The following is a 23,645-nucleotide window of genomic DNA, read 5'->3' on the forward strand; positions in this document are numbered from 1 at the left end:
TTAGAAGTTCACCGTTAAAATATAACCAATGAACTTTGGAACCTTGAACCTTGAACCTTGAACCTTGGGACCCTTTATTTATATGCCTGAAATAAATTATAAAGAACTCAATAATCATATCAAAGACGCAAACCAAAACGGCTTTTCCCAAGTTTATCTTATACATGGAGAAGAGTTGCTTTATAAAACCGCATTTGAAGAGCTTTTAAATTCGTTGCTTCCTGCATCTTTATCAGGTTCATCTTTATTATCTGAAAGTCTGAATTACGATGCAATTGAAGGGGTTAATGAAAATATATTCGATGCGGTCGAACGCGCTAACACTTTTTCTTTTATGCCCGGAAGAAAAGTAATAGCTTTTACCGATTCGAATATATTCTATTCCAAAGACAGCCATGCAAGTCTTCTTGAAAAAGCCAAAGAATCATATGAAAAAAAAGATATGAAAAAAGCTTCTAAGTTTTTTACGAGCATCATGTCTTTGCTTGGGCTTTCTTTTGATGACGTGGATAAAACAAACCGGAGTAAATCGTTAAAAATTGATGTTGCCGAATCGGACGATTCATGGATAGATGCTATAATAGCATATTGTCTGAACAATAATATCAGAGTATTGGAATCAATAGACAGTGCTTCTTTTTTTCTTAAAGCTATTGATAAGGGTTTTCCTGAAGGAAACCACCTGATAGTCACAGCACTGCTTGTTGATAAAAGATTGGTTCTTTATAAGGCTTTGAAAGAAAAAGGGGTTATAATCGATTGCCAGGTTCCTAAAGGTGATTCCAAAAACGAAAAGATAGTAAGGGAAAATATTATCCGGGAAAGGATGAATGAAATACTTACAAAAAGCGGCAAAACGATAGATAATGATGCATATTCTGCAATGTATGAAAAAACCGGATTTGATCTGCGCGCTTTATTAAACAATCTTGAAAAGCTTATAAATTTTACGGATAAAAATAAAATAACTGTAGAAGATGTTGAAAGCGTCTTAAAAAGAACAAAGCAGGATCCGATTTATGCATTGACAAACGCAGTATCCGGCAGAAACATCACTGATTCTTTGTTTTATCTCGATTCTCTTCTTTATGCCGGGATTCATCCTCTTCAGGCGCTTGCTGCAATAATAAACCAGATCAGAAAAATCATCTATATTAAAGGATTTACAAAAAGTTCTTACAGCAAAGCCTGGGAAGCTTCCTTTTCATATCCTCGTTTTGTTTCCGTTACCAAGCCGGCTTTGGACAAGTATGAGGAAGAATTATCAAACCATATCGAATCATGGGACGGTTTTTTATCGGATGAGCAACATGCACAAATCAATAGTGATAAGAAGAAAAAAACTGCAAAAAAGAAAAGTAAACCAGGTACTGATCTTTTAATTGCGAAAAATTCAAAAAGCCCTTATCCTTTATGGGAGTTATTTAAAAAATCGGAATATTTCAGCATGGACGAACTCCTTTTTGCATTTGAATGCCTGAGAAATGCCGACATGCACCTGAAATCTTCCGGTCAGAATCCTAAAACGGTGCTTGAAAATATTATTTTAAATATTTGCCGTCAATAATCATAGTTAGTGTCCGTCCAGAAATGGTAGATTGCGGCTCAGATCAAGGCCGCAGCTTTTTTGAAAACGCAGGCGTAATGGGCTTACGTCGAGTATTTCAAAAACGCGAGAACGCAGATATGTGTCGCAAGATGCCGTTTATGGATGGACAATAGTTAGCATTAAATAACTTATAACGCCTAACACGGGTAATAGATATCATGCCGAAAACCAAAATAGTATGCACAATCGGGCCATCCAGTGACTCTCCCGAAATATTGGAAGAACTTATTTTAAACGGAATGAATGTTGCCAGGTTGAATTTTTCGCATGGCACTCATGAAGAGCATCTTCAGAAGATGAATAATATTCGCGCTGTTTCCGACAAACTGGGCGCACATGTGGCTATATTGCAGGATCTTTGCGGTCCTAAAATAAGAATCGGAAAAGTAAAAGAACCGGGAGTGCGTCTTGATCCCGGTCAGGCATTTACGCTTACAAGCAGAATAGTCGAGGGTGATTCCGAGATAGTTTCAGTATCATATCAAAGTCTTTCTTCCGATGTTAAACCGGATGACAGAATACTGCTTGCAGACGGCATGCTGGAGCTTGTTGTTAAAAGGATAAGCCATACCGATATAATCTGTGAAGTAATTACAGGCGGAGTTCTTACTTCCAACAAGGGAATAAATCTTCCTACCGGCACGATAAAGGCTGATACCCTGACATATAAAGATCAAAGGGATCTTATTTTCGGACTTAATAATAATGTGGATTATGTTGCTCTTTCATTTGTAAGAGATGCAGATGATATAATTACCTTAAAAAATATAATTAAAAAAGAGATGAAAAATACTCCTGTTATAGCAAAAATTGAAAAACATGAGGCTCTTGATAATATTGAAGCTATTATGGAAGTATCGGATGGCATAATGGTTGCCCGTGGTGATCTTGGCGTTGAAATACCCCTTGAAACTGTTCCGAACATTCAAAAGATGCTTGTTAAAAAAGCTAATGATATGGGCAAACCTGTTATTATAGCAACACAGATGCTCCGCTCTATGGTTAACTCTCCCCGTCCTACAAGAGCTGAAGCCAATGATGTTGCAAATGCGGTACTGGACGGTGCTGATGCAATTATGCTTTCCGAAGAAACGGCAAGCGGTGAATATCCTGTGCAGGCAGTTCAGTATATGAGCAAAATCGCCGAAAGTGCCGAGGAAAATTATCCGCACGAAAAGTACTTAAACTTTTTGCCGAAAACCGACGTTTCGGAATCGGTTGCATATGCATCATGTATTCTTGCCGAGCATCTTGATGTCAAGGCAATTATAGCAACAACCCGCTCCGGTTCAACTGCTATACATATTTCTCGGTTTCGGCCCAGATCGATAATTGTAGCTCTTTCTCCTGAAAAAAGTACTGCAAGACTGCTTGCCCTTTACTGGGGATGTCTGCCAAGCCTTGTGACTTTCATAGATGATAAATGTTGCAGTAGTGACAATTCGGCATTATCTGCTCTTGCTTCAAAATATGTATCGAAAGGAGATCTTGTTGTTATTACATCGGGAACTACTGAATATGTTGCAGGAACTACAAACATGATGAGAGTTATAAAACTGTAGTGAATGAGATAAAAGCAGCAGGATCAAGGAAAAAGGTGAAAGAGTAAAGGGAAATACTAATTCCTTGAACCTCGAACCTCGAACCTTTCACCTCGAACCTTTCACCTCGAACCTTTCACCTTGAACCTTAAACCTTTCACCTTGAACCTTAAACCTTTCACCAACAAAAAGGTATGTAAATGTCTGAAGATGATATTTCCAGGCTTAGCATAAAAAAGGATGCAAGAATTGCCGGAACCGGGAGAAAGAAAAAATATTATATTTTTATTATAGCTGCGCTGATATTATCTGTAATTGCGATTCTTTATAAAAATGGGATGTTAACTCCGGCTCTTCCTGTCCGGGGTGTTAAGGCTATGAATATTTATCCGTCCCAGACTTATACTCTTTTGAATGCAAGCGGTTATGTTGTTGCTCAGCGTAAGGCGGCTGTTTCATCAAAAATTACGGGAAGGCTTGTTTTTTTAGGTGTTGAAGAAGGCAACAAGGTTAAAAAAGGGGAGATAGTTGCCCGTCTTGAAAACGATGATGCCATGGCTGCCAAAAACAGGGCCATTGCCAATGTAAATACCGCAAAAGCTTTACTTGAGCAGGCTGTGGCAGAACTTGATGATGCCACTTTGTATTTTAATCGAATATCGAAACTTGCTGAGACCAACAACGTATCCGAAACGGATTATGATGCCGCAAGAGCAAGGTTTAAAAGGGCAAAAGCCGTTGTATCAGGGCAAAAGGCTGCAATTAAGGCGAGTGAAGCGGCTTTAAAAGAAGCCGAAGTTATGCTTGAATATGCAAATCTGCGTGCGCCATTTGATGCAGTGGTACTCACAAAAAATGCAGACCTTGGTGATATCGTTACGCCTCTTGGATCTGCTGCAAACGCAAAGGCTGCTGTTGTTGATATTGCAGATATGAAATCTCTTCAGGTTGAAGTTGATGTTTCGGAAAGTAATATTAATTCAGTGGAAAAAGGCCAGCCTTGTGAGATAAGACTTGATGCCTTGCAGGATGTGCGTTTTGCGGGAAAGGTTCATATGGTGGTTCCGACAGCAGACAGGACGAAAGCATCTGTTATGGTAAAAGTGGCATTTATAGAAAAGGATTCGAGAGTACTTCCTGAGATGAGCGCAAAAGTGGCATTTTTATCACGCGAAGTCATGCCTGATGAGCAAACTGCCATTATGGCGATTCCGTTTGAGGCAGTTATCGAAAATAAGGAAAACCGGTTTGTTTATTCGGTTAGCAACGAAAGAGCGGTTAAGAAAGAAATCAAGACCGGAAAAAGACTGAACAACATGGTTGAAATATTACAAGGGCTTAAGATCGGAGAATTTATAATTACCGAACCTCTTAACAAATTAAGGCCGGATATGAAAGTTAAAGTTCTTGAGGAGTAAATTTATCACTTGGCGCCTATTATAGAGATTAAAAATCTTACAAAATCATATCGGCGCGGTAATCAGTCGATTATTGTTCTTGAAAATTTATCTCTGGATGTCAAGGAGAATGATTTTCTTGCACTGATGGGCCCATCCGGTTCGGGTAAAAGCACGCTTTTAAATCTTATAGCAGGTCTGGATAAGGCCGACAGCGGAAGTATAATAGCGCAGGGGATTGATATTTCTTTGCTTATAGAAACCGAACTGGCAAAGTGGAGGGCTGATAATGTCGGTTTTATTTTCCAGTTTTATAACCTGATTCCGGTGCTGACTGCTTTTGAGAATGTTGAATTGCCTCTTATCTTAACCAGGCTTTCCAAAAAAGAAAGAAAAGAGCATGTATCCACGGCATTAAGTCTGGTCGGACTTGAAGACAGGAAGGATCATTATCCCGGGCAGTTATCGGGCGGACAGCAGCAGCGGGTCGCAATAGCAAGAGCTGTAGTTACGGATCCTGCTATTCTGGTGGCGGATGAGCCGACAGGTGATCTTGACAGGGCGTCTGCACTGGAAGTTTTAAAGCTTATGGAAAATTTATGCAGTACCATAGGTAAGACTATCGTAATGGTAACCCATGATCCAAGGGCTGCAAAAAAAGCCGGCAGCATAATGTATCTTGATAAAGGTGTTCTTGCAGATGATCCTCAAACTTCTTTTCAGGAATGCGTTTAGACACAGACTCAGAACCGTTCTTACTATTTGCGGTATTTGTGTGGCAATTCTTGCTTTCGGTCTTTTAAGAACGGTTGTCAGTGCATGGTACGCCGGGGTTAACGCTTCTTCAGCAACACGTCTTGTAACCCGCAATTCAATTTCCTTAATTTTTCCGCTGCCTATTTCCTATAAAGAGAAAATACGCAATATAGATGGAGTAAAACTTGTAGCTGCCGGAAGCTGGTTTGGAGGTTTTTATATTAATGAGAAGAATTTTTTTGCAAATTTTGCTGTAGAATCCAAAAGCTATTTGGATCTTTATCCGGAATTTGTAATTCCTCCCGACCAGAAGACTTTATACTTAAAAGAAAGAAAAGGTTGTGTTGTCGGCGCAAAGCTTGCCAAACGGTTCGGATGGAAACCGGGAGATACGGTAGTATTAAAAGGTACTATTTATCCCGGAAACTGGGAATTCGTTATAAAGGCTATATATCACGGCAGGGATAAAAATGTAGATGAAAGCCAGTTTTTCTTTCACTGGGAATATCTGAATGAAACCGTAAAAAAACTCTGGGTACGCAGAGCCGACCAGGTGGGATTTTATATGATAGGAATAACATCTCCTGAAGCGGCAGCGGTTACTGCCCGGAATATAGACAAAATGTTTAATAATTCGTTTGCCGAAACCCTGACTGAAACCGAAAAAGCTTTCCAGATGGGTTTTGTGTCTCTTTCTCAGACTATTCTTACAGTTATCGAGCTTGTTACTATGATTGTTATTGTTATCATAATGGTTGTTGTTGCAAATACAATGGCAATGTCTGTGCGTGAACGCATGAACGAATATGCTGTTTTTAAAACTCTTGGTTTTGGTGGTTATTTTCTTGCGGTTCTTATACTCGGAGAATCGCTGCTTATTACGGCTCTTGGCTGTCTTATGGGGATTCTTTTGACTTTTCCAGCTGTGGATGCATTTATGGGTGCGGTCGGTGATTATTTTCCAATTTTTAATATATCAACACAGACAATATATCTTGATATTATTGCGAGCTTTATTGTGGGAGTTGTCGCTGCCGTTTTTCCGATCAGACAAGCTATAACTGTTCCTATTGCAAGCGGTTTAGGGAGAATAGGCTGATAAATGGGGCTGTTGTTTTTTTATAGTTTTAGAAATCTGCTGGCAAGAAAACTAACTACTTGCCTTACGGCTGCAGGTATGTCTCTTGTGGTTTTTGTATTTGCTTCGATAGTAATGCTTGCCGAAGGTTTACAAAAAACACTTGTTGATACAGGCACATTCGATAATATGGTAGTTATCCGCCGATCCGCTGTTTCGGAAGTACAAAGCGGAATTGAAAGGCAGCAGGCTTCGATTGTGGAAACCAGCCCGGAAATTGCAACAGGTGAAAATGGGCGTATCCTACTTGCAAAAGAATTGGTTGTACTTATTACTCTTGAAAAAAAGAAGACGAATGGCCCTGCTAATGTAACCATCAGGGGAATTTCCGAAAATTCCCTTATTCTGCGGCCCCAGGTAAAGCTTATCGCAGGCCGTATGCCAAGACCGGGAACATCGGAAATATCTACAGGGCTTGGCATTGCCAGGGGATTTAAAAATATAAGTATCGGGCAAACACTTGTTTTTGGCATGCGCTCCTGGACTGTGGTGGGTATATTTGATGCCGGAAATACTGGTTACAGTTCTGAAATATGGGGAGATGTCGATCAGTTTATGCCGGCTTTCAGAAGACCGGTATATTCTTCTATACTTTTTAAACTGAGAAAATCTACCGATTTTGAGACATTCAAAAAAAATATTGAATCTGATCCAAGACTCACACTTGAGGCAAAGCGCGAAACGCAGTATTACAAAGAACAGTCGGAAATGATGGCCAAGTTTTTAAGGATTTTGGGGGAGACGCTTACGATAGTATTTTCAATCGGTGCGATTGTTGGAGCAATGATAACAATGTATTCTGCTGTTGCTAACCGCACCGGAGAAATAGGCACGCTTCGCGCTCTTGGATTCAGCCGGAAAACAATACTTCTGGCCTTTCTCATGGAATCTTTACTTCTTGGTTTGTTAGGCGGAATCACAGGACTTTTCTTTGGCTCTTTTATGCAGTTTATTACTGTTTCAACAACAAATTTTCAGACATTTTCAGAGCTTTCCTTTAACTTCAGAATCACGTTTGAAATTATATATAAGTCGCTTTTGTTTTCTGTTGTGATGGGATTTGTCGGCGGAATACTTCCTGCTTTCAGGGCTGCCAGGATGAATGTTGTGGATGCTTTGAAAGAAAATTAAATGGGGGTTACCTTTTAAGCTGCTGGGCTGCCTCTTCAACAGGATGGAAAAAACCTGAGTCACTAACTTTGAATTTCTTTCGGATCCTTTCCAGAGAAACTATTTTTTCTGCCCGGTCCGAAGGGGTTAAAAAAGATTTGAGCTTATTTTCAAGTGCCCTTGGATGCAGATCGCTGCCGATAGCAATTACACCTTCCAATATGATTCTTTGCAAAAAAATTTCCCTGTCTGTCCGCTCCTGAATATGCGCTGCAAAAGGTCCAAATATAAAACTTGCAAACAGTACCCCATATAAAGTCGACGTAAGGGCAACCGGGATGGTTGCAAGAATAACCGACGTGTCTCCTATTCCGGCCAGCATACTCATAAGGCCTACCACACTGCCGATCAGGCCAAATGAAGGGCAGATTTCAGCTATGGTTCGAAGTACACGTTCGGTTTCCTCCCTCCGTATTCGGAAGAAATTTATCTCGGTAGTCAGAAAATCCCTGATCTGCTTGATATCGTAGCCATCTGCAAGATACCCAAGCGCCTGGCGTCAGACCATACAACTGACCAAATCCCCCGCTGGGGCATACGCGTTCCGGTATATTGGCGCATCTCTTCTTCAGAAGGCAACCCGCCATAATAGTCTTTAGATGTATCAGGATGTTGTTGATAATATTTCCAGGATGTTGAATCAGTTTCGCGCGTTTTTGAGGTATCCGGTTTTAAGGTTTTTTTATCCATATATGTTTTTTGTTAATCGAGTGCTGATAATCAATATTATTTTCATTGGCCCGTTAAAAAGCATGTTTTATGCCAACCGTATTTCAGAAAAACATAGAATCGATTTTCCAGGATTCAATTTTTGAAAAAGTCTTGACTATTTTGTAGAATATGCCGAAATAGTTGCAGTGGAAAGATATCTGACAATATATATTCCAGGAAGATTTTAATAGCTGATAGAAATTCGTAATCCAAAAAAATGCACCGGATGAGCCGGTGTTTTCATGTCAGGATAAAGAATTATGAAAATTATATTATCTGTAGTTGACCAATTAAACTGGGCGGTTATTATAATATTATGTGTAACGATAGGGCTTGCTCCATTTTCACCTCCGCATATTATTGAAAAACTATCTATGCTGATTAAAGGAAATTTAATTAAACCCTTGGATTGGTTTGACCTTTTCTTGCATGGGTTTCCATGGATTCTTTTACTTTTAAAAATAACAGTATTTTTGGTAAAGAAAATATGAACAAAATTTTGGCGGGGTAATATTTGAGCAAAATTGAAGCATAGGGTCTGTATTGGTTCGGTTCAAAATAATGAACATAAATAAATCGTTTAAAAACAATTAATTATGTCAATGCTTGTAAGCAGTGGTTTAATATGATGAACTTGTTGTATGTGTTACGAAATAAGATAAAAAAATATTAATGATAAACAAAAAAATAAAATAATCATAACTATCTTATATTTATTGAAATAAATAATATTCTTTTGTTAATATTAATAAAAGACCGAGTTGGCAAGTTATTTGCTTAATATAAAATTAACCCCAAAATAATTCTTCTTTCCTCCTGACGGCTAACCGGATTAATTCCGGTTGGCCGTCAACATTTTATTCTCTGATCTCAATTTCAGGAGTTTCAACCTGTTTTGGCATGTCTTTCCAGGCATCATCACAAAATACAGCCCGTATAATATAGCGGCCCGGGCTCAAATCTTTCGGCAATTCCCATCGTATGCCAGACATCTGATCGATATCTGAAAACTGAATACATGAGCCGTTTTCGGATATGGAAAAATATGGTTTAAAATAAGTAGCTTCTTTAGCCAAGGCCTTATTATCTATTCGAATCAGTGAGAACTCAGGGCTTACGCCGATTGGAAAGGCTGTCATTCGTATAAACCGGAGACTAATTGCGGTGCCCGGTTGATAGATATCGTAATCTGTTACAAGACAGATAAGTTCGTTGTCATCTGAAATTCCAGTGCCTACTCCGGATGTTGTTTCATCCCAGGATCGCGCCGGGCCGACATCAATGTGCACCGTCTTTCCATGATAATAGCCGGCTCCGCCAAAACCCAGCGCTTTGACATAATTCCATAAAAATTTTGAATTAACGCCTTCTATCATAAAATCCGCAGCCATTCCGTACTGGTGAAGGCTGGCTTTAGCGGCCAGGCCGCCCTTATTGCGAAGACCGGTATTGTATTCCGGGTTTCGATATCCGGAAGTGATGGTAATTTGGCGTCCTGGCCCAAGACGATCCTGTAAAAAATCTATAAATTCTATAAGCCGCAAAGAAAGATGTGTCATGGGAGCAGAATCAGGAGCGTCAAAAACCTGACAGATTTGTTTTAAAGCGGATTCATCATAGATTCCGAAACCCAAACGGTATCTGCCTGAAAAGGATTTTCCGTTTTTTTTACTGAACAGCTGAAGTTGCCCGTCGCCGCTGTAAAAATAACGGTTTATATCCGAAGATTCAGTTTGGGCTGATATACTATACGGCGCGAAGCAGCCCATAAGCACAATGAATAAAAAAAACACCGGTATTTTAATTCGAAGACAGCACATTTTTATGGATGCCCTTTCTTTTATATGAGAATACAGGAGTCAGAATACAGAAGAAAAACAACAGCATGGTTATTCTGTCTCCTGACTCCTGACTCCTGACTCCTGGCTCCTGTATTCTCATGCTTCGTTGTGCCTGCCCCGGGCATGGAGGTTAGTATAAGCAGCGGCAAAATAATGATTTTGTATTGTTGCCGGTTATATGATTTTAATGTAAAACAAGCATAAAGGACGTAATTTAAAATATCAATATACAATTAAAGGGCAGGGGGGTTGTAAAGTTTAAGTTGTGGAGCCAATTCCAAAACTCTCAAGCCTGTCGTTCCCGATATTTCAATAATAGCGCCATCAATAAAAGATTCTGGCTTTTTTATTTAAATTATATTATCACTATTTAAGGTGTGTGCTATTTCCATCTTTTTGGCGGGTTAATTACCTTGATGACAATCTGCCGATGGAAACTCCGCCTTCTCCCTGAATATAACTTTTGAATATTTCTTTTACACCAGCTCTCTATCATATTTCAGGGGGAAAAGAATTATGACATCCATGTTCTATCCGGTGCAGGATTGTCCTGCTGACCGTATTGTGCTGCTGACAGTAAACAAATAAAGGAGGCGGTAGGATGAAGAAAGCAAGATTGTTTGCAGGAGGGTTAACTCTGTTATTGTGTTTGATGAGTTATCAGTCTCCGGTATTTGGGGCATCTTATTTTGGTTATCAGGATTTTGGCGGAACATGGCATGACGCGAATAAAACCGGGAAAAACGATAACTTTATGTGCTGGGCTGCCACTGCTTCAAATGTTATAGCTGGGGCTGGATGGGGCTATCCTGACGGGTCGTTAGAAGATGAAAATGCCATTTTTCAATATTATAAGGGTCATTTTTCCAATTTTTTAGGTAGTACAAAAAAGGCTATAAAATGGTAGTTTGACGGACAAGAGACAAACATGCTCTCTATACTCGAAACGCCAGGTGGCGGTTTTTGGAACACATACAGCTTTGATAAATATATTATAGGTTTAACTGCAACTGGTCCGGCTCAAATTATGTCAAAAATTGATAATTTTCTTCACGATGGTGATAGCATAGCGTTAACCATTATTGGAGGAAATTTAATTCCTAACCACGCAATCTCATTATGGGGATTTGACTATGAATCAGATGATAAGGGCAATATCACTTATACAGATGTATATGTCACTGATTCGGATGATAATTATATAGGATTGAAGCGTTATGGGCTCAATTTTTATAATAACAAATATTATTTAGATAATTTTATTTATAATAATTCAAAAAATTGGTATCTTGGAAGTGCTGTAGCTCTTAAAAAAGCACCTTTTTCATCGGCAAAACAGGTCCCCGAACCATCTTTAATACTTCTTTTTTGCATAGGTTTATTTAGCATAGCAGGGATAAAAGCCGGAATTAAGAAAAAATAATCAAATATAAAATCAGATGCCCCAACGGGTTTTAATTACAACATAAAGTATCGCCCAGCCGGGCACTTGCTGTGACAAGATAAATTCGAACAACATTATCTCAGGTGGCACAGAAATTGAATAGTATCTTTGTTAAACCCTTTAACCGGATAAGGATACTTATGAGCATATCCGCCATTATCAAAGACTCTTTAATATCTGTAAACAGAATAAACGGTTTGCCTGATATAGCAGGTAAAGAAAGACCTGCCGTTGAACCTGATGCCGGCAGCTTTCAGGATTTATTCAATCAGGCCGTTTCATCCGCAAATCCCCGGACAATTCAGGAGCTGACATCTCCAACGTCCCGGAAACGGATTCAGGGGATGATGGATATTGAGCTTCTTGACATGATGGATGAGGATCACGAGGAGAAACCAGATTTTATTTTCAACCTGTCTTGCCTGTTGGAGCCCCCGGCTGTCTCAAATGATACTGATCTGCATGAAGCGTCAAAAAATCAACGCATCATTAATACAAATGACGTGTTACCGAATATAAATGACGTATTGCCGTCAAAACACAGCTTTGATGCTGTAATTGAAAATGCGGCGAAAATCCATGATATGGATCCTGATCTTATCAAAAGTGTGATTCAGATTGAAAGCAATTTCCATCCTGAAAGCACATCTTCGGCTGGAGCGATGGGACTTATGCAGCTTATGCCAGGCACAGCGAAGGATCTTGGTGTCAAAAACGCTTATGATCCTGTGGAAAATATCATGGGTGGGACAAAATACCTGAAGAGTCTTTTGAACCGATATGGCGGGGATACGTCTCTGGCACTTGCCGCATACAACTGGGGAGCTGGAAATCTTGAAAAGAATCCCGACAAAATGCCCAGGGAAACACGGAATTATATAAGCAAGGTTACGCAGCATTACCGGGATAGTAAGGCTTAAAATAATGCCTGGATGGGGAAACACCTTGCTTTTTTTATAATAATGTTTATGTTATAAAAGTTACGGAATGGATTAAACATAATCCGGAACAGGTCAAGCAACAAGGTAAAAACAAATAATGAAGGGATTCAGTTTAGCCCAAAAAGCTATAAATCAAGCCCGTTGGCCAATCACCTGGCCTTTTATCATCCATCAACAATCAGAATGTCCTGAAACACAGAAGGATTATTCTTCTGATTCTGTTCCAAATATTAGTTTGAACTTAAAAATTATGAGTTTTAATATCCGGCGTGGAACTGCGCGAGACGGTAAAAATCACTGGAAATATCGCCGCAGCCTTGTGCATGAGATTTTAGATCTATATTGTCCGGATGTTTTGGGCCTTCAGGAAGCCTTAGACTTTCAAATTCCTGAAATCAGCGCCATGCTTCCCGGATATAAGAATGTAGGCATTGGAGATTTAGGCGGCAGCAAAAGACTGCATAACACCATTTTTTATGATGCGAATCGGTTTGAACTATCTGAGGAAGGCACCTTTTGGTTGTCAGACACACCCGATATCCCGCGGTCTAAAGGATGGGGAAACATTATGCCGCGTATCTGCACCTGGGTGCGTTTGATTGAAAAAAATTCCGGGCAGGCTTTTTACTTCTATAATACCCATTTGGATCATCTCTCCCAAGGCTCAAGGAAAAAAAGTGTTATCTTTTTGATTAAGCGTATTCATGCGCGTTCTTATCCTGACCCATTTATTCTGACAGGTGATTTTAATGCCAGGGAAAGAAGTGCGCCTATACAATATCTGAAAGGCAAAAGCCCTTTAAGAATCAAAACAAAGCTTACAGTAATAAATCCTACACCTTTGGTAGACACCTTCAGGGTGCGACATCCTAAAAACCGAAATTCTGTTACTTTCCATGGGTTTCGAAAATATTTTTTCCGCTTCAGGCTTGATTATATATTTGTCCCTTCTTCTGTGCGGGTCCTGGATGCAAAAATAATTCAACTGCGATGGAAAAAGTGTTATCCCTCAGACCATTTTCCGCTATTTACACATATTGGCTTACCTGTAAACGATGCCTCTTTGGATTCTATCTCCTGTTTGGACGAAGCAATTAATCAATAGAAAGTACTATCCCTGTTTGATATGGAAAACAGACAAATTGTAGCATAAAAAAAGAAAAAAGTGGAATGATTCAGGGTAGTTCAGAGGTGTATAGATTGGATTGGTTAAAATGTGAGAATTATAGAAAACCGTCAGGAAGAAATCCTCTGACGGTTTTCTATGTTTTTACCCGGATTATTAATAATCAAACTACAGGTCTTGGAAGCATTTTTGCGCGTTCGGCAATTTCGGGGACCTTGTGTTCCCATTCAATAGCCATAAGATGAACACCTGCCACACCTTTCATCTCTTTGAACTCTTCAATCTGTTCGCATGCTATCTTTATGCCTTCATCCGCCTGCATCTTTTTGTCAACACCCTGAAGCCGTTTTATAAGTTCATCGGGAACATCCATGCCGGGTACGTTGTTCTTCATGTACTTTGCCATACCAACGCCTTTCATGGGGGTGACTCCGGCAAGAATATAGACTTTTTCGGTAAGACCCATGTCATTTGCCATTTTAATGAATTTTCTGAATTTATCCATGTTGTATATGCACTGAGTCTGGATAAAATCGACACCTGCTTTTATTTTTTTTGCAAGGCGATGTACTCTCCATTCAAATGGGTCGGCAAAGGGGTTTGATGCTGCGCCGATAAACATTTTAGGCGGATGTTCCATTTCCGTACCACCTAACATTTTTGCGTCATCACGCATTCTTTTTACCATGCCTATAAGCTGCATTGAATCGATATCGAAAACACCTTTAGACTGGGGGTGATCACCAAATTTCTGATGATCGCCGGATAGACACAGCATGTTTCTTATTCCAAGGGCATATGCTCCAAGAATATCGCTTTGCATGGCAAGACGGTTGCGGTCACGGCATACCATCTGGTAATTAGGCTCAAGTCCTTCCTGAATTGCGATTATGGAAGCAGCCCAGCTTGACATACGCACAACAGCTGTCTGGTTATCTGTGATATTGACCGAATCAACCATACCTTTTAAGTATGACGCTTTTTTCCTTACTTCATCGGCATCAGTTCCTCGGGGCGGTCCAAGCTCACCTGTAAATGCAAAATGCCCCGCCGCCAAGACTTTTTCCAAATTGCTGCCTGATTTCATTTTTATCTTGTCCTATATATTTAAATTACTTATTTCTTATTTCGTGCGGGCAAAATTAACTTGTTTTGCCCGCTTATAAAATCAACCAATAAAAACTTTCTGCTCCTTGTGCTTTTAAAATAAACGTTCAATCTTAAAAGGAGCGTTTGTTTCTATAATTTTTCCGGTTTTTTATACCCCGGTTGGATTACAGTTCTTGGCGTCTGGTTCTGCCAATCTGAAGGAGGAGTAATTTCCAGGATACAGTCCAGGCGGTTTTGGGCTTTAAGCCTTTCATATATCATATACCATGCGCATGGCTGATCCTTGTCTATCTCACAGCTCCCCTTATTTGTTCCGCCGCACGGACCATTGTAAAGCCCTTTTGCACACATGGTTACAGGGCATATCCCGCCTGTAAGACCAAGAACACAACTGCTGCATGAACGGCATCTTTCCTCATACCATCCCACATCCTGGTTTACACCGATAAATGTGGTGTCAACAGCAGGAAGCACCGGTTTATCCGGATATCTTTCAGCAAGAAACTGAATCCCGGCTCCGCATGCCATTGAAAGAAGAGCATCATAATCTTTTACTTTGGAATCAAGAGCTTCAAGATATTCCCTGTCGCACTGTCTTTCAACAGTAATACCGCTTATGTCTATCGGATTATCTTCAAGTTTTCGCGCCATATCAAGTTCTGCATTAAGCACCGCGACTTCTTTTTCGCCGCCGGCAAGACATACGGCCACGCATGTTCCACAACCTACATTAAGAACTTTTTTATAATTCTTAATAAGGTTTTTAATCTCATCAAAGGGTTTTCTTTTCGCAACAATCATATACCCTCCTCTTTATTCGGCCGTTTCAGGATGAAATACATTAACTTCTTTCAGATCATCTCCCAGGTATTCCCGTTCATTCGGCCCAAGTATTCCTAAAGAAAGACAAATAAGCGTCCATAAGTGCACAACATTATAGTGAGCGCCGTAATGTTCGCTCAGTTCATGAATCTGAGCGTGACAGTTATGGCATCCCGCTATACAATAGGTTGCTCCTGTGGCCTGTATCTGCTGATCTTTCAGCTTTCCATACTGTAGACGCTGATCCTTCATTCCCGACTGGAGGAATCCGCCGCCGCCGCCGCAGCAGTAGTTGTTTGATCTGTTAGGCTGCATATCTATGAAATTTTCCTCACCGACAACCGACCTGACCACATACCGCAGATCCTCGGCTATGGGATCGCCATAGCTCTTTCGAACAATCTGGCAGGGGTCCTGTACTGTAAATTTGATCTTCAAATCCTTGTTCCAGTCAGAATTTACTTTCAATTTTCCTTCACGTATCCACTTGGCGTAATATTCATAAATATTTTTAACTTCAAAATTGTGCTCAAGATTGAATTTTTTCAGTCCGGCCCGGACTGAGAATGTAACATGCCCTCACTCCGTATTGAGAAATATCTTACACCCCAGCTTATTGGCCTGATTAACTGTAGTTCTGGTAATTTTTTCCCAGGAATTATTATCAGCCAGGAACATGCAGTAGTTTTCTCCCGCCCAGCCGTGGCTGCCATATGTCCAGTCTGCTCCGGCAAGATGCAGGATTTTCCACAAAGGAACCATTTCATTGGGCTCGGTAACCGGTTCTCTGGAATTCTGATTCAAAAAGAATTCAGCACCATCTTTATCTATCGGCGCTTCCATGTCCGCAAATTCAGGTTGCGCCTCTTTGTATTCCTCAAGCACATCCTCTACAACAAACACAAAATCATCAGGAGATATGCCCATGGCGCTGGTGCTTTCATTTCTTAACGCCATATCGCATGATCCAAGGATGCCTTTTGGCCTTTGATCTCTTGGCCGCAGACCACGTGCATTGTAAACCAGTTGCGGAATATCTATTTTCATAGGGCAAACATAGATACACCTCTGACACATAGTACACATCCATGGCCAGTCGCTCTTTAATATCTCATCGTCCAAGCCAAGCGCCGCCATGCGCAAAAACTTCCTCGGATCCATGCCCTCAAGCCCTGTTGCAGGACATCCTGATGAACATGCTCCGCAGGTAAGACAAAGATTGAGATTGCCCCCTTCAGGGAGAATCGCCTTGACTTTGTCTATAAACATACTTTTCTTTTTTCCGCCAAGTTTGATTGCTTCTTCCGCCATAATTTACTCCTTATTTTTGGCTGTTGACCATTTTTTTAATGGGTTAGGCCCAAGCTTCTTTATATGTTCAGTCATCTCTTTTGCATATGCTGCAAAAGTTGGTCCCTCGCCGGAAGACAGGTTATACATCCTTACCCTGTCCCCTTCAAGTCCGACCTCTTCTAAAAGTTTCTGTACGTGCATTACCCGTTCCCTGGCGCGTAAATTTCCTTCTTTATAATGACATGTTCCTTCCAGGCAGCCGACAACATAAGCGCCGTCAGCTCCCATCTGAAAGGCTCTCATTAAATGCATGACATCTACTTTTCCGGTACAGGGAACCCGTATAATTTTAATATTTGCAGGATAATCAAGCCGCATCGAACCTGCCAGGTCCGCAGCCGAATATCCTCAGTAATCACAACAAAACGCAATAATAGTTGGTTCAAAGTCAGACATTATATTCCCCCTGCCAGCAAGGCATCTATTTTGCTGGTAATTTGATTATCTTCATAATAATTGAGCTGGATCGCCTGCCTGGGACATACGCTTGCACATACACCGCAACCCTGGCACTTGGCGTCATCTATTTCGATAATCTGTTTTTCAATATTAAATACCGGCACGTCAAATGGACAGGACCGGACACAGGTGAGACATTTTACACAATGTTCCGTATCCACCTGGGCTGTAATCGCCGAAAGTTTAATTTGAGATTTGGACAGAAACGTTGTTGCCCTGGATGCGGCAGCCTGAGCCTGTGCAATAGCCTCCGTTATCAGTTTGGGACCATGAGCCGTACCGCATACGAATATACCCTCTCCCGGCATATCAACCGGCCGCAGCTTAACATGCGCTTCTATAAAAAACCCTTCAGGATTGCGGTTAAGCTTCATTATCCTGCAAATATTTTCCGTATCTTCGGCTACCACTCCTGCGCTTAAAGCCACCAGATCAGCGCAAATTTCAAGGTTTTTTTGAAGAATATGGTCTTTTACCGTAACTATCATTCCTTCGGAAGAAGATTCCACCTGCGGCGGATTATCCTCTTCAAAACGGATGAAGATGACACCTAAATTTCTTGCCTCAGTATAATAGTCTTCCATTAGCCCATATGTTCGGATATCTCTGTAAAGCACATAGACATTGGTGTCAGGATTCAGCTTTTTTATCACAATGGAGTTTTTAACAGCATTCTGACAGCATATTCTGGAACAGTTTTCATTTTCTTTATTTCTGGAACCAACACACTGAATCATTACTACTGAGTTAAGACCGGCAGCTCCTTTATCTTCAAGAATATCTCCAAGCTGAACCTGGGTTACTACACGCGGATCTTCATTATAGGAATATTCTATAGGGATATATTCCTTGGCGCCGGTTGCGATAATGATAATGCCATGTTCAATCTTTTGCTTTTCCGCCCCGACGGTTACTTCAGTTGTAAAATTTCCCTTATATCCTGCAAAATCGGTTATGCGGGCATTGGTAATAACTTCAATATTTGCATTTGCCCTGACCTGTTCCACAAGATCTTTCACATAAATTTTGACGTCTTTTCCTTCAATGGTATGATGAAGCTTAAGGGAAAATCCGCCCAACTCAGATTCCTTTTCAAGCAAAAACACCTTGAATCCCTGTCTGCCAAGACCGAGAGCGGCATTCATTCCTGCGACTCCACCGCCGATAACAAGAGCCTGCTTGTTTACCGAAATAACTTTTTCATTCAACTGCTTCAATGTAGCAGAACGTGCTACCGCCATCCTGACAAGATCTTTTGCTTTTTGCGTGGCAAGTTCGGGACTCTTGGAATGTATCCATGAATTCTGGTTTCGTATATTTGCCATTTCGAACAGATAACGATTAAGACCGCAGGCCTCTAATGTTTCCATAAACATCTGCTCATGGGTTTTAGGGCTGCACGAAGCCACAACCACCCGGTTAAGCTTGTGCTCTATGATTTTTTCCTTGATCTTATCCTGGGTATCCTGAGAGCAGGTAAAAAGGTTGTGATCTGTGAAAACAACATAAGGAAGGGTTCCTGCATATTCGGTAACTTTAGGAACATTAACAATTCCGCCGATATTGATACCGCAGTTGCAGACAAATACTCCGATTCTAGGGGTTTGTCCAGCTACATCCTGTTGATCAGGAATCTCAATAGCTTTAGTTTCAGTGCCACGGGCCTCCACGAGATCACCACCTGCCATACATGCAGCTGCGCTTGCTTCAGTAACGGAACTTGGAATATCCTTTGGGCCCTGAAATACACCACAGGTATAAACACCGGGACGTGAAGTCATAACCGGTGTAAATGGATCTGTGGTAACAAAATTATATTTATTCAGCTCAATTCCCAGTTGTTTGGCCAGTACTTTTGATGTTTCAGGAATCTGGAGCCCAACGGACAGAACCACCATGTTAAATGTTTCTTCAAGAATTTCTCCCGCCTCGTTTGCAAAACGTACGGAAAGATCACCGGTTTCAGGAATTTCCGTTATTGTGTGAATCCTTGCTTTGACAAATCTTACGCCGTCTTTGTCTTTGGCTCTGAGATAGTATTTCTCATAATCCTTTCCGAAAGAACGGATATCCATGTTGAATACTACACAGTCAAGTTCGCCATGCACATGTTCTTTTGCTATCATGGCTTCCTTGATCGCATACATGCAGCATACGGAAGAACAGTAACCGTTTCCGCATTTATTGGTATCGCGGGAACCTACACACTGCAGCCATGCAATTTTTTTCGGTTCTTCCCTGTCCAGAGGCCGGCATAAATGTCCGAAATACGGCCCGGATGCGCTTAGAATACGCTCAAATTCTTCGCTGGTAACAACATTGGCGTATTTCCCGTAACCCAGAAAATCCAGTTTGGAAGGGTCATAGCCCTCGCTGCCGGACGCAAGAATTATGGAACCCACTGTCAACGTGGATTCGCGCTCAACATCATCGTAGCGGATGGCTTTTGCAACGCACATGCTTTCACAAAGACCGCAACCGATACATGTATTGGCATCAATGCCAAAGGCCAGAGGAACAGCCTGCGGATATTCAATGAATGTTGCCCTGCGCTCGTCCAAACCCTTATTGTAGCGGTTAATGGCAGTTACAGGACAGTGACGCGCGCATTCCCCGCAGCCCGTACAGATAACAGGATCAATATAGCGGGGACGGTTAACCAGGGCAACGGTAAAATTTCCCGGCTCGCCTTCAACCGATTTTATTTCACTGTTTGTAATTATATTAATATTAAGATGCCGGCCGACCTCGACCAGTTTGGGCGAGATTACTCACATTGCACAGTCATTGGTAGGAAATGTCTTATCCAGCCGGGCCATCATCCCGCCGACTGTCGGCAGCTTATCTACAAGATGCACATAATAATCCGAATTTGCCAGATCCAGCGATGCCTGCATACCGGCGATGCCGGCTCCAACCACCATTACAGACCCGCTGATTTTATCTTTATCCGATCCCACGGTATCTCCTTCTCAAATTATAGCGCTCCGAAAACCGGAACACTGTTTTCATGGCCTTTAAACTCAACCATGCTGGTTTTTTCCATATCCGCCAGAAGATAGGAAATCTGTTTCATCTCCAGCCCGGTTCTGCTGCTTATGCTTCTAACGGATGTAAACCCGGCAATAATAGCCTGACGAATAAGCCGAATCTTGTATTCTCGTTCCAGAACGGAATCCAGAACAGATTCAAATTTTTCTCTTTCCCATTTTCGGCCGTAAACATCGCCCTTGGTCAGAAGTTTAACTTCTTTTCCCACCATCCAGCGCACAGTTTCAGCTTTTAAAGTATCCTCCGCAGCGTTTAGTTCAAGTTCATACATAGCCGGTTCAAATTTGCCCTGCTCTTTAATGCTGTTTATAACTGCTGTGGATATATCAACAAATCTCTGAGCTTCAGCAGAGGACAGCCAGGCAAGATGCAGCCTGTTTTCACCAATGCCGGAAAGCTTCAGAAGTTTCTGGGTCATAATAATCTTTTTTTCAGCTTGAATATTACCTTCCAGGTAATGGCAGTCGCCGAAATGTCAGCCGGCCACCAGAACACCGTCAGATCCGTTTTTCAATGCCTGAACAACAAAAAGCGGATCTATACGCCCGGAACACATTACCCGGACCGTTCTTAGATTGGAAGGGTGCTGAATTCGCGACACCCCTGCCAGGTCAGCCCCGGCATAGGCACACCAGTTGCAAAGAAAAGCAACGATTTTGGGTTCAAAGTCTGTCATAATTTTCACCATAGAAATTGTATAACGTTATCACACAGCTGCGCTTACCGCAGCCATTATTTGCTTGTCTCTGAAATGCAGCATATCAATAGCTTTCTGCGGACAGCTTGCTGCACACAAACCACACCCTTTGCATGATGCAGGCACATTTTTCGCCCTCTGTCCTTTACCTTCAAAATCTTCCATTATAATCCCACCAAAGGGGCAAATTTCAGCGCAGAGACCGCATCCGATACATTTTTGAGCATCAACTTGAGATACCAGAGGAGAAATTGTAATTGTGTTTCTTGAAAGAATAGTAACAGCCCGACCGGCTGCAGCATAAGCCTGGGAAATGGATTCATCCAATGGTTTGGGATAATGAGCCAATCCGCAGATAAAAAGACCTTCTGCAGCAAAATCAACCGGTCTTAATTTTGCGTGAGCTTCCATAAAAAATTTTTCTGAATTAAGGGGTAATTTATATACTGAAGCCAGATCTTCGTTTTCCCTGGGCTCAATGGCTGTCGCAAGATTTACCAAGTCCGCCTGTATCTGAATATTTCTTTGTAAGATAGGATCAAATACAGTAACTTCCAAACCTTTATCAGCCGCTTTAACAACAGGTTTATTGTCTAATGTATAGCGAACAAAAATTACACCTTTTTCTCTGGCCTTTTTATACAGCTCTTCTTTTTCTCCGTAAGTTCTTATATCTCTGTACAGGACAAATACATCCGTATCAGGGTGTTCTTCCTTAATGGAAACAGCCTGGGAAATAGCTGAGGTACAACAGATCATGGAACAATAAGGCCTGTTTTCATCACGTGATCCGACACACTGAATAAATACCACGCTTTTGGCATCTTTAAGTTTTTCAGGCTGATGCTCAAGGTCATGCCAGGTAGTAACGGATGGATGCTTTCCGTAAAGGTATTCGTCCGTTACTGTGGCTTTTCCGCCTGTCGCAACTATGGTAACACCATGTTTGACCGTATGATCAGTGCTGTTTGCCACTACATTTGTTTCAAAATTGCCGACAAAACCGGAAGCATCTTTTATTTCTGCATTAAGCAACAGATTGATATTAGGATGATTTTCCACTTTTTTGATTATACCGGAAAGAAATTCCCGGACATCCTGGCCATCCCATGTTTTTATCAGATCTTGTGCAGAACCTCCTAAAACATCTGATTTTTCAATAAGAGTTGTTGGGAAACCCTGATCCGCCAGACATAAAGCTGCGGTCATTCCGGCAACACCACCGCCTATCACCAAACCTGATTTTTCCACATCTACCAATATATCAGGTATGGATTCCAGAAGAGCGGCTTTGGAAACCGCCATTTTTAATAAATCCTTGGCTTTTTGGGTAGCTTTTTCCTTTTCATTCGAATGAACCCAGGTACATTGGTTTCTGATATTAGCCATTTCAAACAGATAAGGATTAAGCCCTGCATTACGGATAGTCTCCTGAAACAACGGCTCATGCGTTTTTGGAGTGCATGCTGCAACCACAATCCGGTTTAAGTTATTACTTTTAATAACATCGACTATTTTAGTCTGGGTATCATTGCTGCATGAAAACAGGTTATCCTCAACATGAACCACACCTGGCAATGATTTTGCGTACTCTACGATTGCCGGAACATCTGCAACTCCGCCAATATTTACTCCGCAGTTGCATACAAAGACACCTACGCGCGCCTCCTGATCCGCTAATGATTTTTCTTCCGGAAAAATTTTATCTTTGACTAAAGTTCCCCGCGAAGAGGAAAGACTGATTCCGGCGCCGCATGCAGCAGCGCTTGCTTCCATAACCGAATGCGGAATATCTTTGGGACCCTGAAAAATTCCGCAGGCATAAACGCCGGGTCTTGATGTCATAACCGGCTCAAAAGGTTTTGTAACTGCAAAATTGTATTTATCAATTTCTACATCAAGTTTTTTTGCAAGCTCCACAGTAGATTCCGAGACCTGAAGGCCTACTGAAAGAACAACCATATCAAATATTTCTTCCCGGATCTGGCCTTTATCATCAGCATAACGAAGTTTTAAAGCTTTTTGTTCACCAACTTCATCTATCGTGTGAATACGTGCATTAATGAATCTTACACCTTTTTCATCTTTGGCACGGTTATAATATTTTTCATAATCCTTACCAAAGGTTCTGATATCGATATTAAATATTGCACAATCCAGATCACCATTGGCATGTTCTTTTGAAACCATTGCATCTTTTATGGCATACATGCAGCATACTGAAGAACAGTAACCGTTTCCGCATTTATTGTTATCTCTTGAACCGACGCATTGCAGCCAGGCAATTTTTTTAGGTTCTTTATTATCGGACGGCTTGAGTAAATGACCACTTGTAGGCCCTGATGCGCTTAAGATTCTTACAAATTCAAGGCTGGAAATAAAATTAGGATTGGTTATATAAAGATAGAATTCAACGAGCACCGAAGCATCATATGTATCGTATACCGGACATATTATTACGGAACAGATATCAATCTGT

General features: G+C 41.1%; 21 protein-coding genes and 1 pseudogene. 11 read left to right on the forward strand and 11 right to left on the reverse strand.

Annotated elements, in window-relative coordinates; translation table 11 throughout:
* Nucleotides 1–82: 82 nt before the first annotated feature.
* The 6 genes from holA to VXK47_RS18535 all read left to right on the forward strand — a co-directional run bounded on the left by holA (nt 83) and on the right by VXK47_RS18535 (nt 7,572).
* Nucleotides 83–1,567: a DNA polymerase III subunit delta gene (gene holA, locus VXK47_RS18510; RefSeq protein WP_435550268.1), complete on the forward strand. Its 1,485-nt coding sequence runs from the start codon at nt 83–85 to the stop codon at nt 1,565–1,567.
* 200 nt (nt 1,568–1,767) lie between these two features.
* A complete protein-coding gene (gene pyk / locus VXK47_RS18515; protein ID WP_435550269.1) occupies nt 1,768–3,171 on the forward strand; it encodes a pyruvate kinase in 1,404 nt (467 codons plus the stop codon).
* A 179-nt stretch (nt 3,172–3,350) separates the two neighbouring features.
* Nucleotides 3,351–4,568, forward strand: coding sequence for an efflux RND transporter periplasmic adaptor subunit (locus VXK47_RS18520; protein WP_435550270.1), 1,218 nt, complete (start codon nt 3,351–3,353; stop codon nt 4,566–4,568).
* 9 nt (nt 4,569–4,577) lie between these two features.
* Nucleotides 4,578–5,282 (forward strand): ABC transporter ATP-binding protein, encoded by a 705-nt coding sequence (locus VXK47_RS18525; RefSeq protein WP_435550271.1) that lies wholly within the window; start codon nt 4,578–4,580, stop codon nt 5,280–5,282.
* Nucleotides 5,248–6,402 carry an ABC transporter permease gene (locus VXK47_RS18530; protein ID WP_435550272.1) on the forward strand — a complete coding sequence of 385 codons (1,155 nt, stop codon included), beginning with the start codon at nt 5,248–5,250 and terminating at the stop codon, nt 6,400–6,402. Before VXK47_RS18525 ends, VXK47_RS18530 begins: the two co-directional genes overlap by 35 nt.
* Before the next feature lie 3 nt (nt 6,403–6,405).
* Nucleotides 6,406–7,572 (forward strand): ABC transporter permease, encoded by a 1,167-nt coding sequence (locus VXK47_RS18535; protein ID WP_435550273.1) that lies wholly within the window; start codon nt 6,406–6,408, stop codon nt 7,570–7,572.
* 7 nt (nt 7,573–7,579) lie between these two features.
* Here VXK47_RS18535 and VXK47_RS18540 read toward each other — a convergent pair whose 3' ends face one another.
* Both VXK47_RS18540 and VXK47_RS18545 read right to left on the reverse strand, forming a co-directional pair.
* Nucleotides 7,580–8,074 carry a motility protein A gene (locus VXK47_RS18540; RefSeq protein ID WP_435550287.1) on the reverse strand — a complete coding sequence of 165 codons (495 nt, stop codon included), beginning with the start codon at nt 8,072–8,074 and terminating at the stop codon, nt 7,580–7,582.
* A complete protein-coding gene (locus VXK47_RS18545; protein ID WP_435550274.1) occupies nt 8,050–8,301 on the reverse strand; it encodes a hypothetical protein in 252 nt (83 codons plus the stop codon). The genes VXK47_RS18540 and VXK47_RS18545 overlap by 25 nt, the downstream gene beginning before the upstream one ends.
* Before the next feature lie 281 nt (nt 8,302–8,582).
* On the opposite strand from VXK47_RS18545, the gene VXK47_RS18550 reads away from it, so the two are divergent.
* Nucleotides 8,583–8,813 (forward strand): hypothetical protein, encoded by a 231-nt coding sequence (locus tag VXK47_RS18550; RefSeq protein WP_435550275.1) that lies wholly within the window; start codon nt 8,583–8,585, stop codon nt 8,811–8,813.
* Nucleotides 8,814–9,179: 366 nt separating this feature from the next.
* Here VXK47_RS18550 and VXK47_RS18555 read toward each other — a convergent pair whose 3' ends face one another.
* Nucleotides 9,180–10,142, reverse strand: a complete 963-nt coding sequence (locus VXK47_RS18555) for a YcbK family protein (protein WP_435550276.1) — start codon at nt 10,140–10,142, stop codon at nt 9,180–9,182.
* 622 nt (nt 10,143–10,764) lie between these two features.
* On the opposite strand from VXK47_RS18555, the gene VXK47_RS18560 reads away from it, so the two are divergent.
* The 4 genes from VXK47_RS18560 to VXK47_RS18575 all read left to right on the forward strand — a co-directional run bounded on the left by VXK47_RS18560 (nt 10,765) and on the right by VXK47_RS18575 (nt 13,653).
* Nucleotides 10,765–11,070: a hypothetical protein gene (locus tag VXK47_RS18560; protein WP_435550277.1), complete on the forward strand. Its 306-nt coding sequence runs from the start codon at nt 10,765–10,767 to the stop codon at nt 11,068–11,070.
* Between the two features lie 21 nt (nt 11,071–11,091).
* Nucleotides 11,092–11,586, forward strand: a complete 495-nt coding sequence (locus VXK47_RS18565; RefSeq protein WP_435550278.1) for an IdeS/Mac family cysteine endopeptidase — start codon at nt 11,092–11,094, stop codon at nt 11,584–11,586.
* A 161-nt stretch (nt 11,587–11,747) separates the two neighbouring features.
* Nucleotides 11,748–12,527 (forward strand): lytic transglycosylase domain-containing protein, encoded by a 780-nt coding sequence (locus VXK47_RS18570; RefSeq protein ID WP_435550279.1) that lies wholly within the window; start codon nt 11,748–11,750, stop codon nt 12,525–12,527.
* A 118-nt stretch (nt 12,528–12,645) separates the two neighbouring features.
* Nucleotides 12,646–13,653, forward strand: a complete 1,008-nt coding sequence (locus tag VXK47_RS18575) for an endonuclease/exonuclease/phosphatase family protein (protein WP_435550280.1) — start codon at nt 12,646–12,648, stop codon at nt 13,651–13,653.
* Between the two features lie 184 nt (nt 13,654–13,837).
* On the opposite strand, the gene VXK47_RS18580 is transcribed toward VXK47_RS18575, so the two are convergent.
* The 8 genes and pseudogenes from VXK47_RS18580 to VXK47_RS18615 form a co-directional block, all read right to left on the reverse strand.
* On the reverse strand, nt 13,838–14,761 hold the full coding sequence (locus VXK47_RS18580) for a methylenetetrahydrofolate reductase (RefSeq protein WP_435550281.1): 924 nt from the start codon (nt 14,759–14,761) through the stop codon (nt 13,838–13,840).
* A gap of 152 nt (nt 14,762–14,913) precedes the next feature.
* Nucleotides 14,914–15,585: a methylenetetrahydrofolate reductase C-terminal domain-containing protein gene (locus VXK47_RS18585; protein WP_435550282.1), complete on the reverse strand. Its 672-nt coding sequence runs from the start codon at nt 15,583–15,585 to the stop codon at nt 14,914–14,916.
* Between the two features lie 12 nt (nt 15,586–15,597).
* Nucleotides 15,598–16,917, reverse strand: a complete 1,320-nt coding sequence (locus VXK47_RS18590) for a (Fe-S)-binding protein (RefSeq protein ID WP_435550283.1) — start codon at nt 16,915–16,917, stop codon at nt 15,598–15,600.
* A gap of 3 nt (nt 16,918–16,920) precedes the next feature.
* A complete protein-coding gene (locus VXK47_RS18595) occupies nt 16,921–17,355 on the reverse strand; it encodes a hydrogenase iron-sulfur subunit (RefSeq protein ID WP_435550284.1) in 435 nt (144 codons plus the stop codon).
* Nucleotides 17,355–20,186, reverse strand: a complete 2,832-nt coding sequence (locus VXK47_RS18600; RefSeq protein ID WP_435550288.1) for an FAD-dependent oxidoreductase — start codon at nt 20,184–20,186, stop codon at nt 17,355–17,357. The genes VXK47_RS18595 and VXK47_RS18600 overlap by 1 nt, the downstream gene beginning before the upstream one ends.
* Before the next feature lie 3 nt (nt 20,187–20,189).
* The gene (locus VXK47_RS18605) at nt 20,190–20,378 is read right to left on the reverse strand and encodes an NAD(P)-binding protein (protein WP_435550285.1); all 189 of its coding nucleotides are present in this window, start codon (nt 20,376–20,378) and stop codon (nt 20,190–20,192) included.
* A 377-nt stretch (nt 20,379–20,755) separates the two neighbouring features.
* Nucleotides 20,756–21,145, reverse strand: a pseudogene (locus VXK47_RS18610) (hydrogenase iron-sulfur subunit); the annotation flags it as partial.
* A 30-nt stretch (nt 21,146–21,175) separates the two neighbouring features.
* The coding region (locus VXK47_RS18615; RefSeq protein WP_435550286.1) for an FAD-dependent oxidoreductase at nt 21,176–23,645 on the reverse strand (2,470 nt) is incomplete at its 5' end.

Source organism: Desulfobacterium sp. N47 (assembly GCF_051233685.1).
Classification (GTDB): Bacteria; Desulfobacterota; Desulfobacteria; order Desulfobacterales; family RPRI01; genus RPRI01.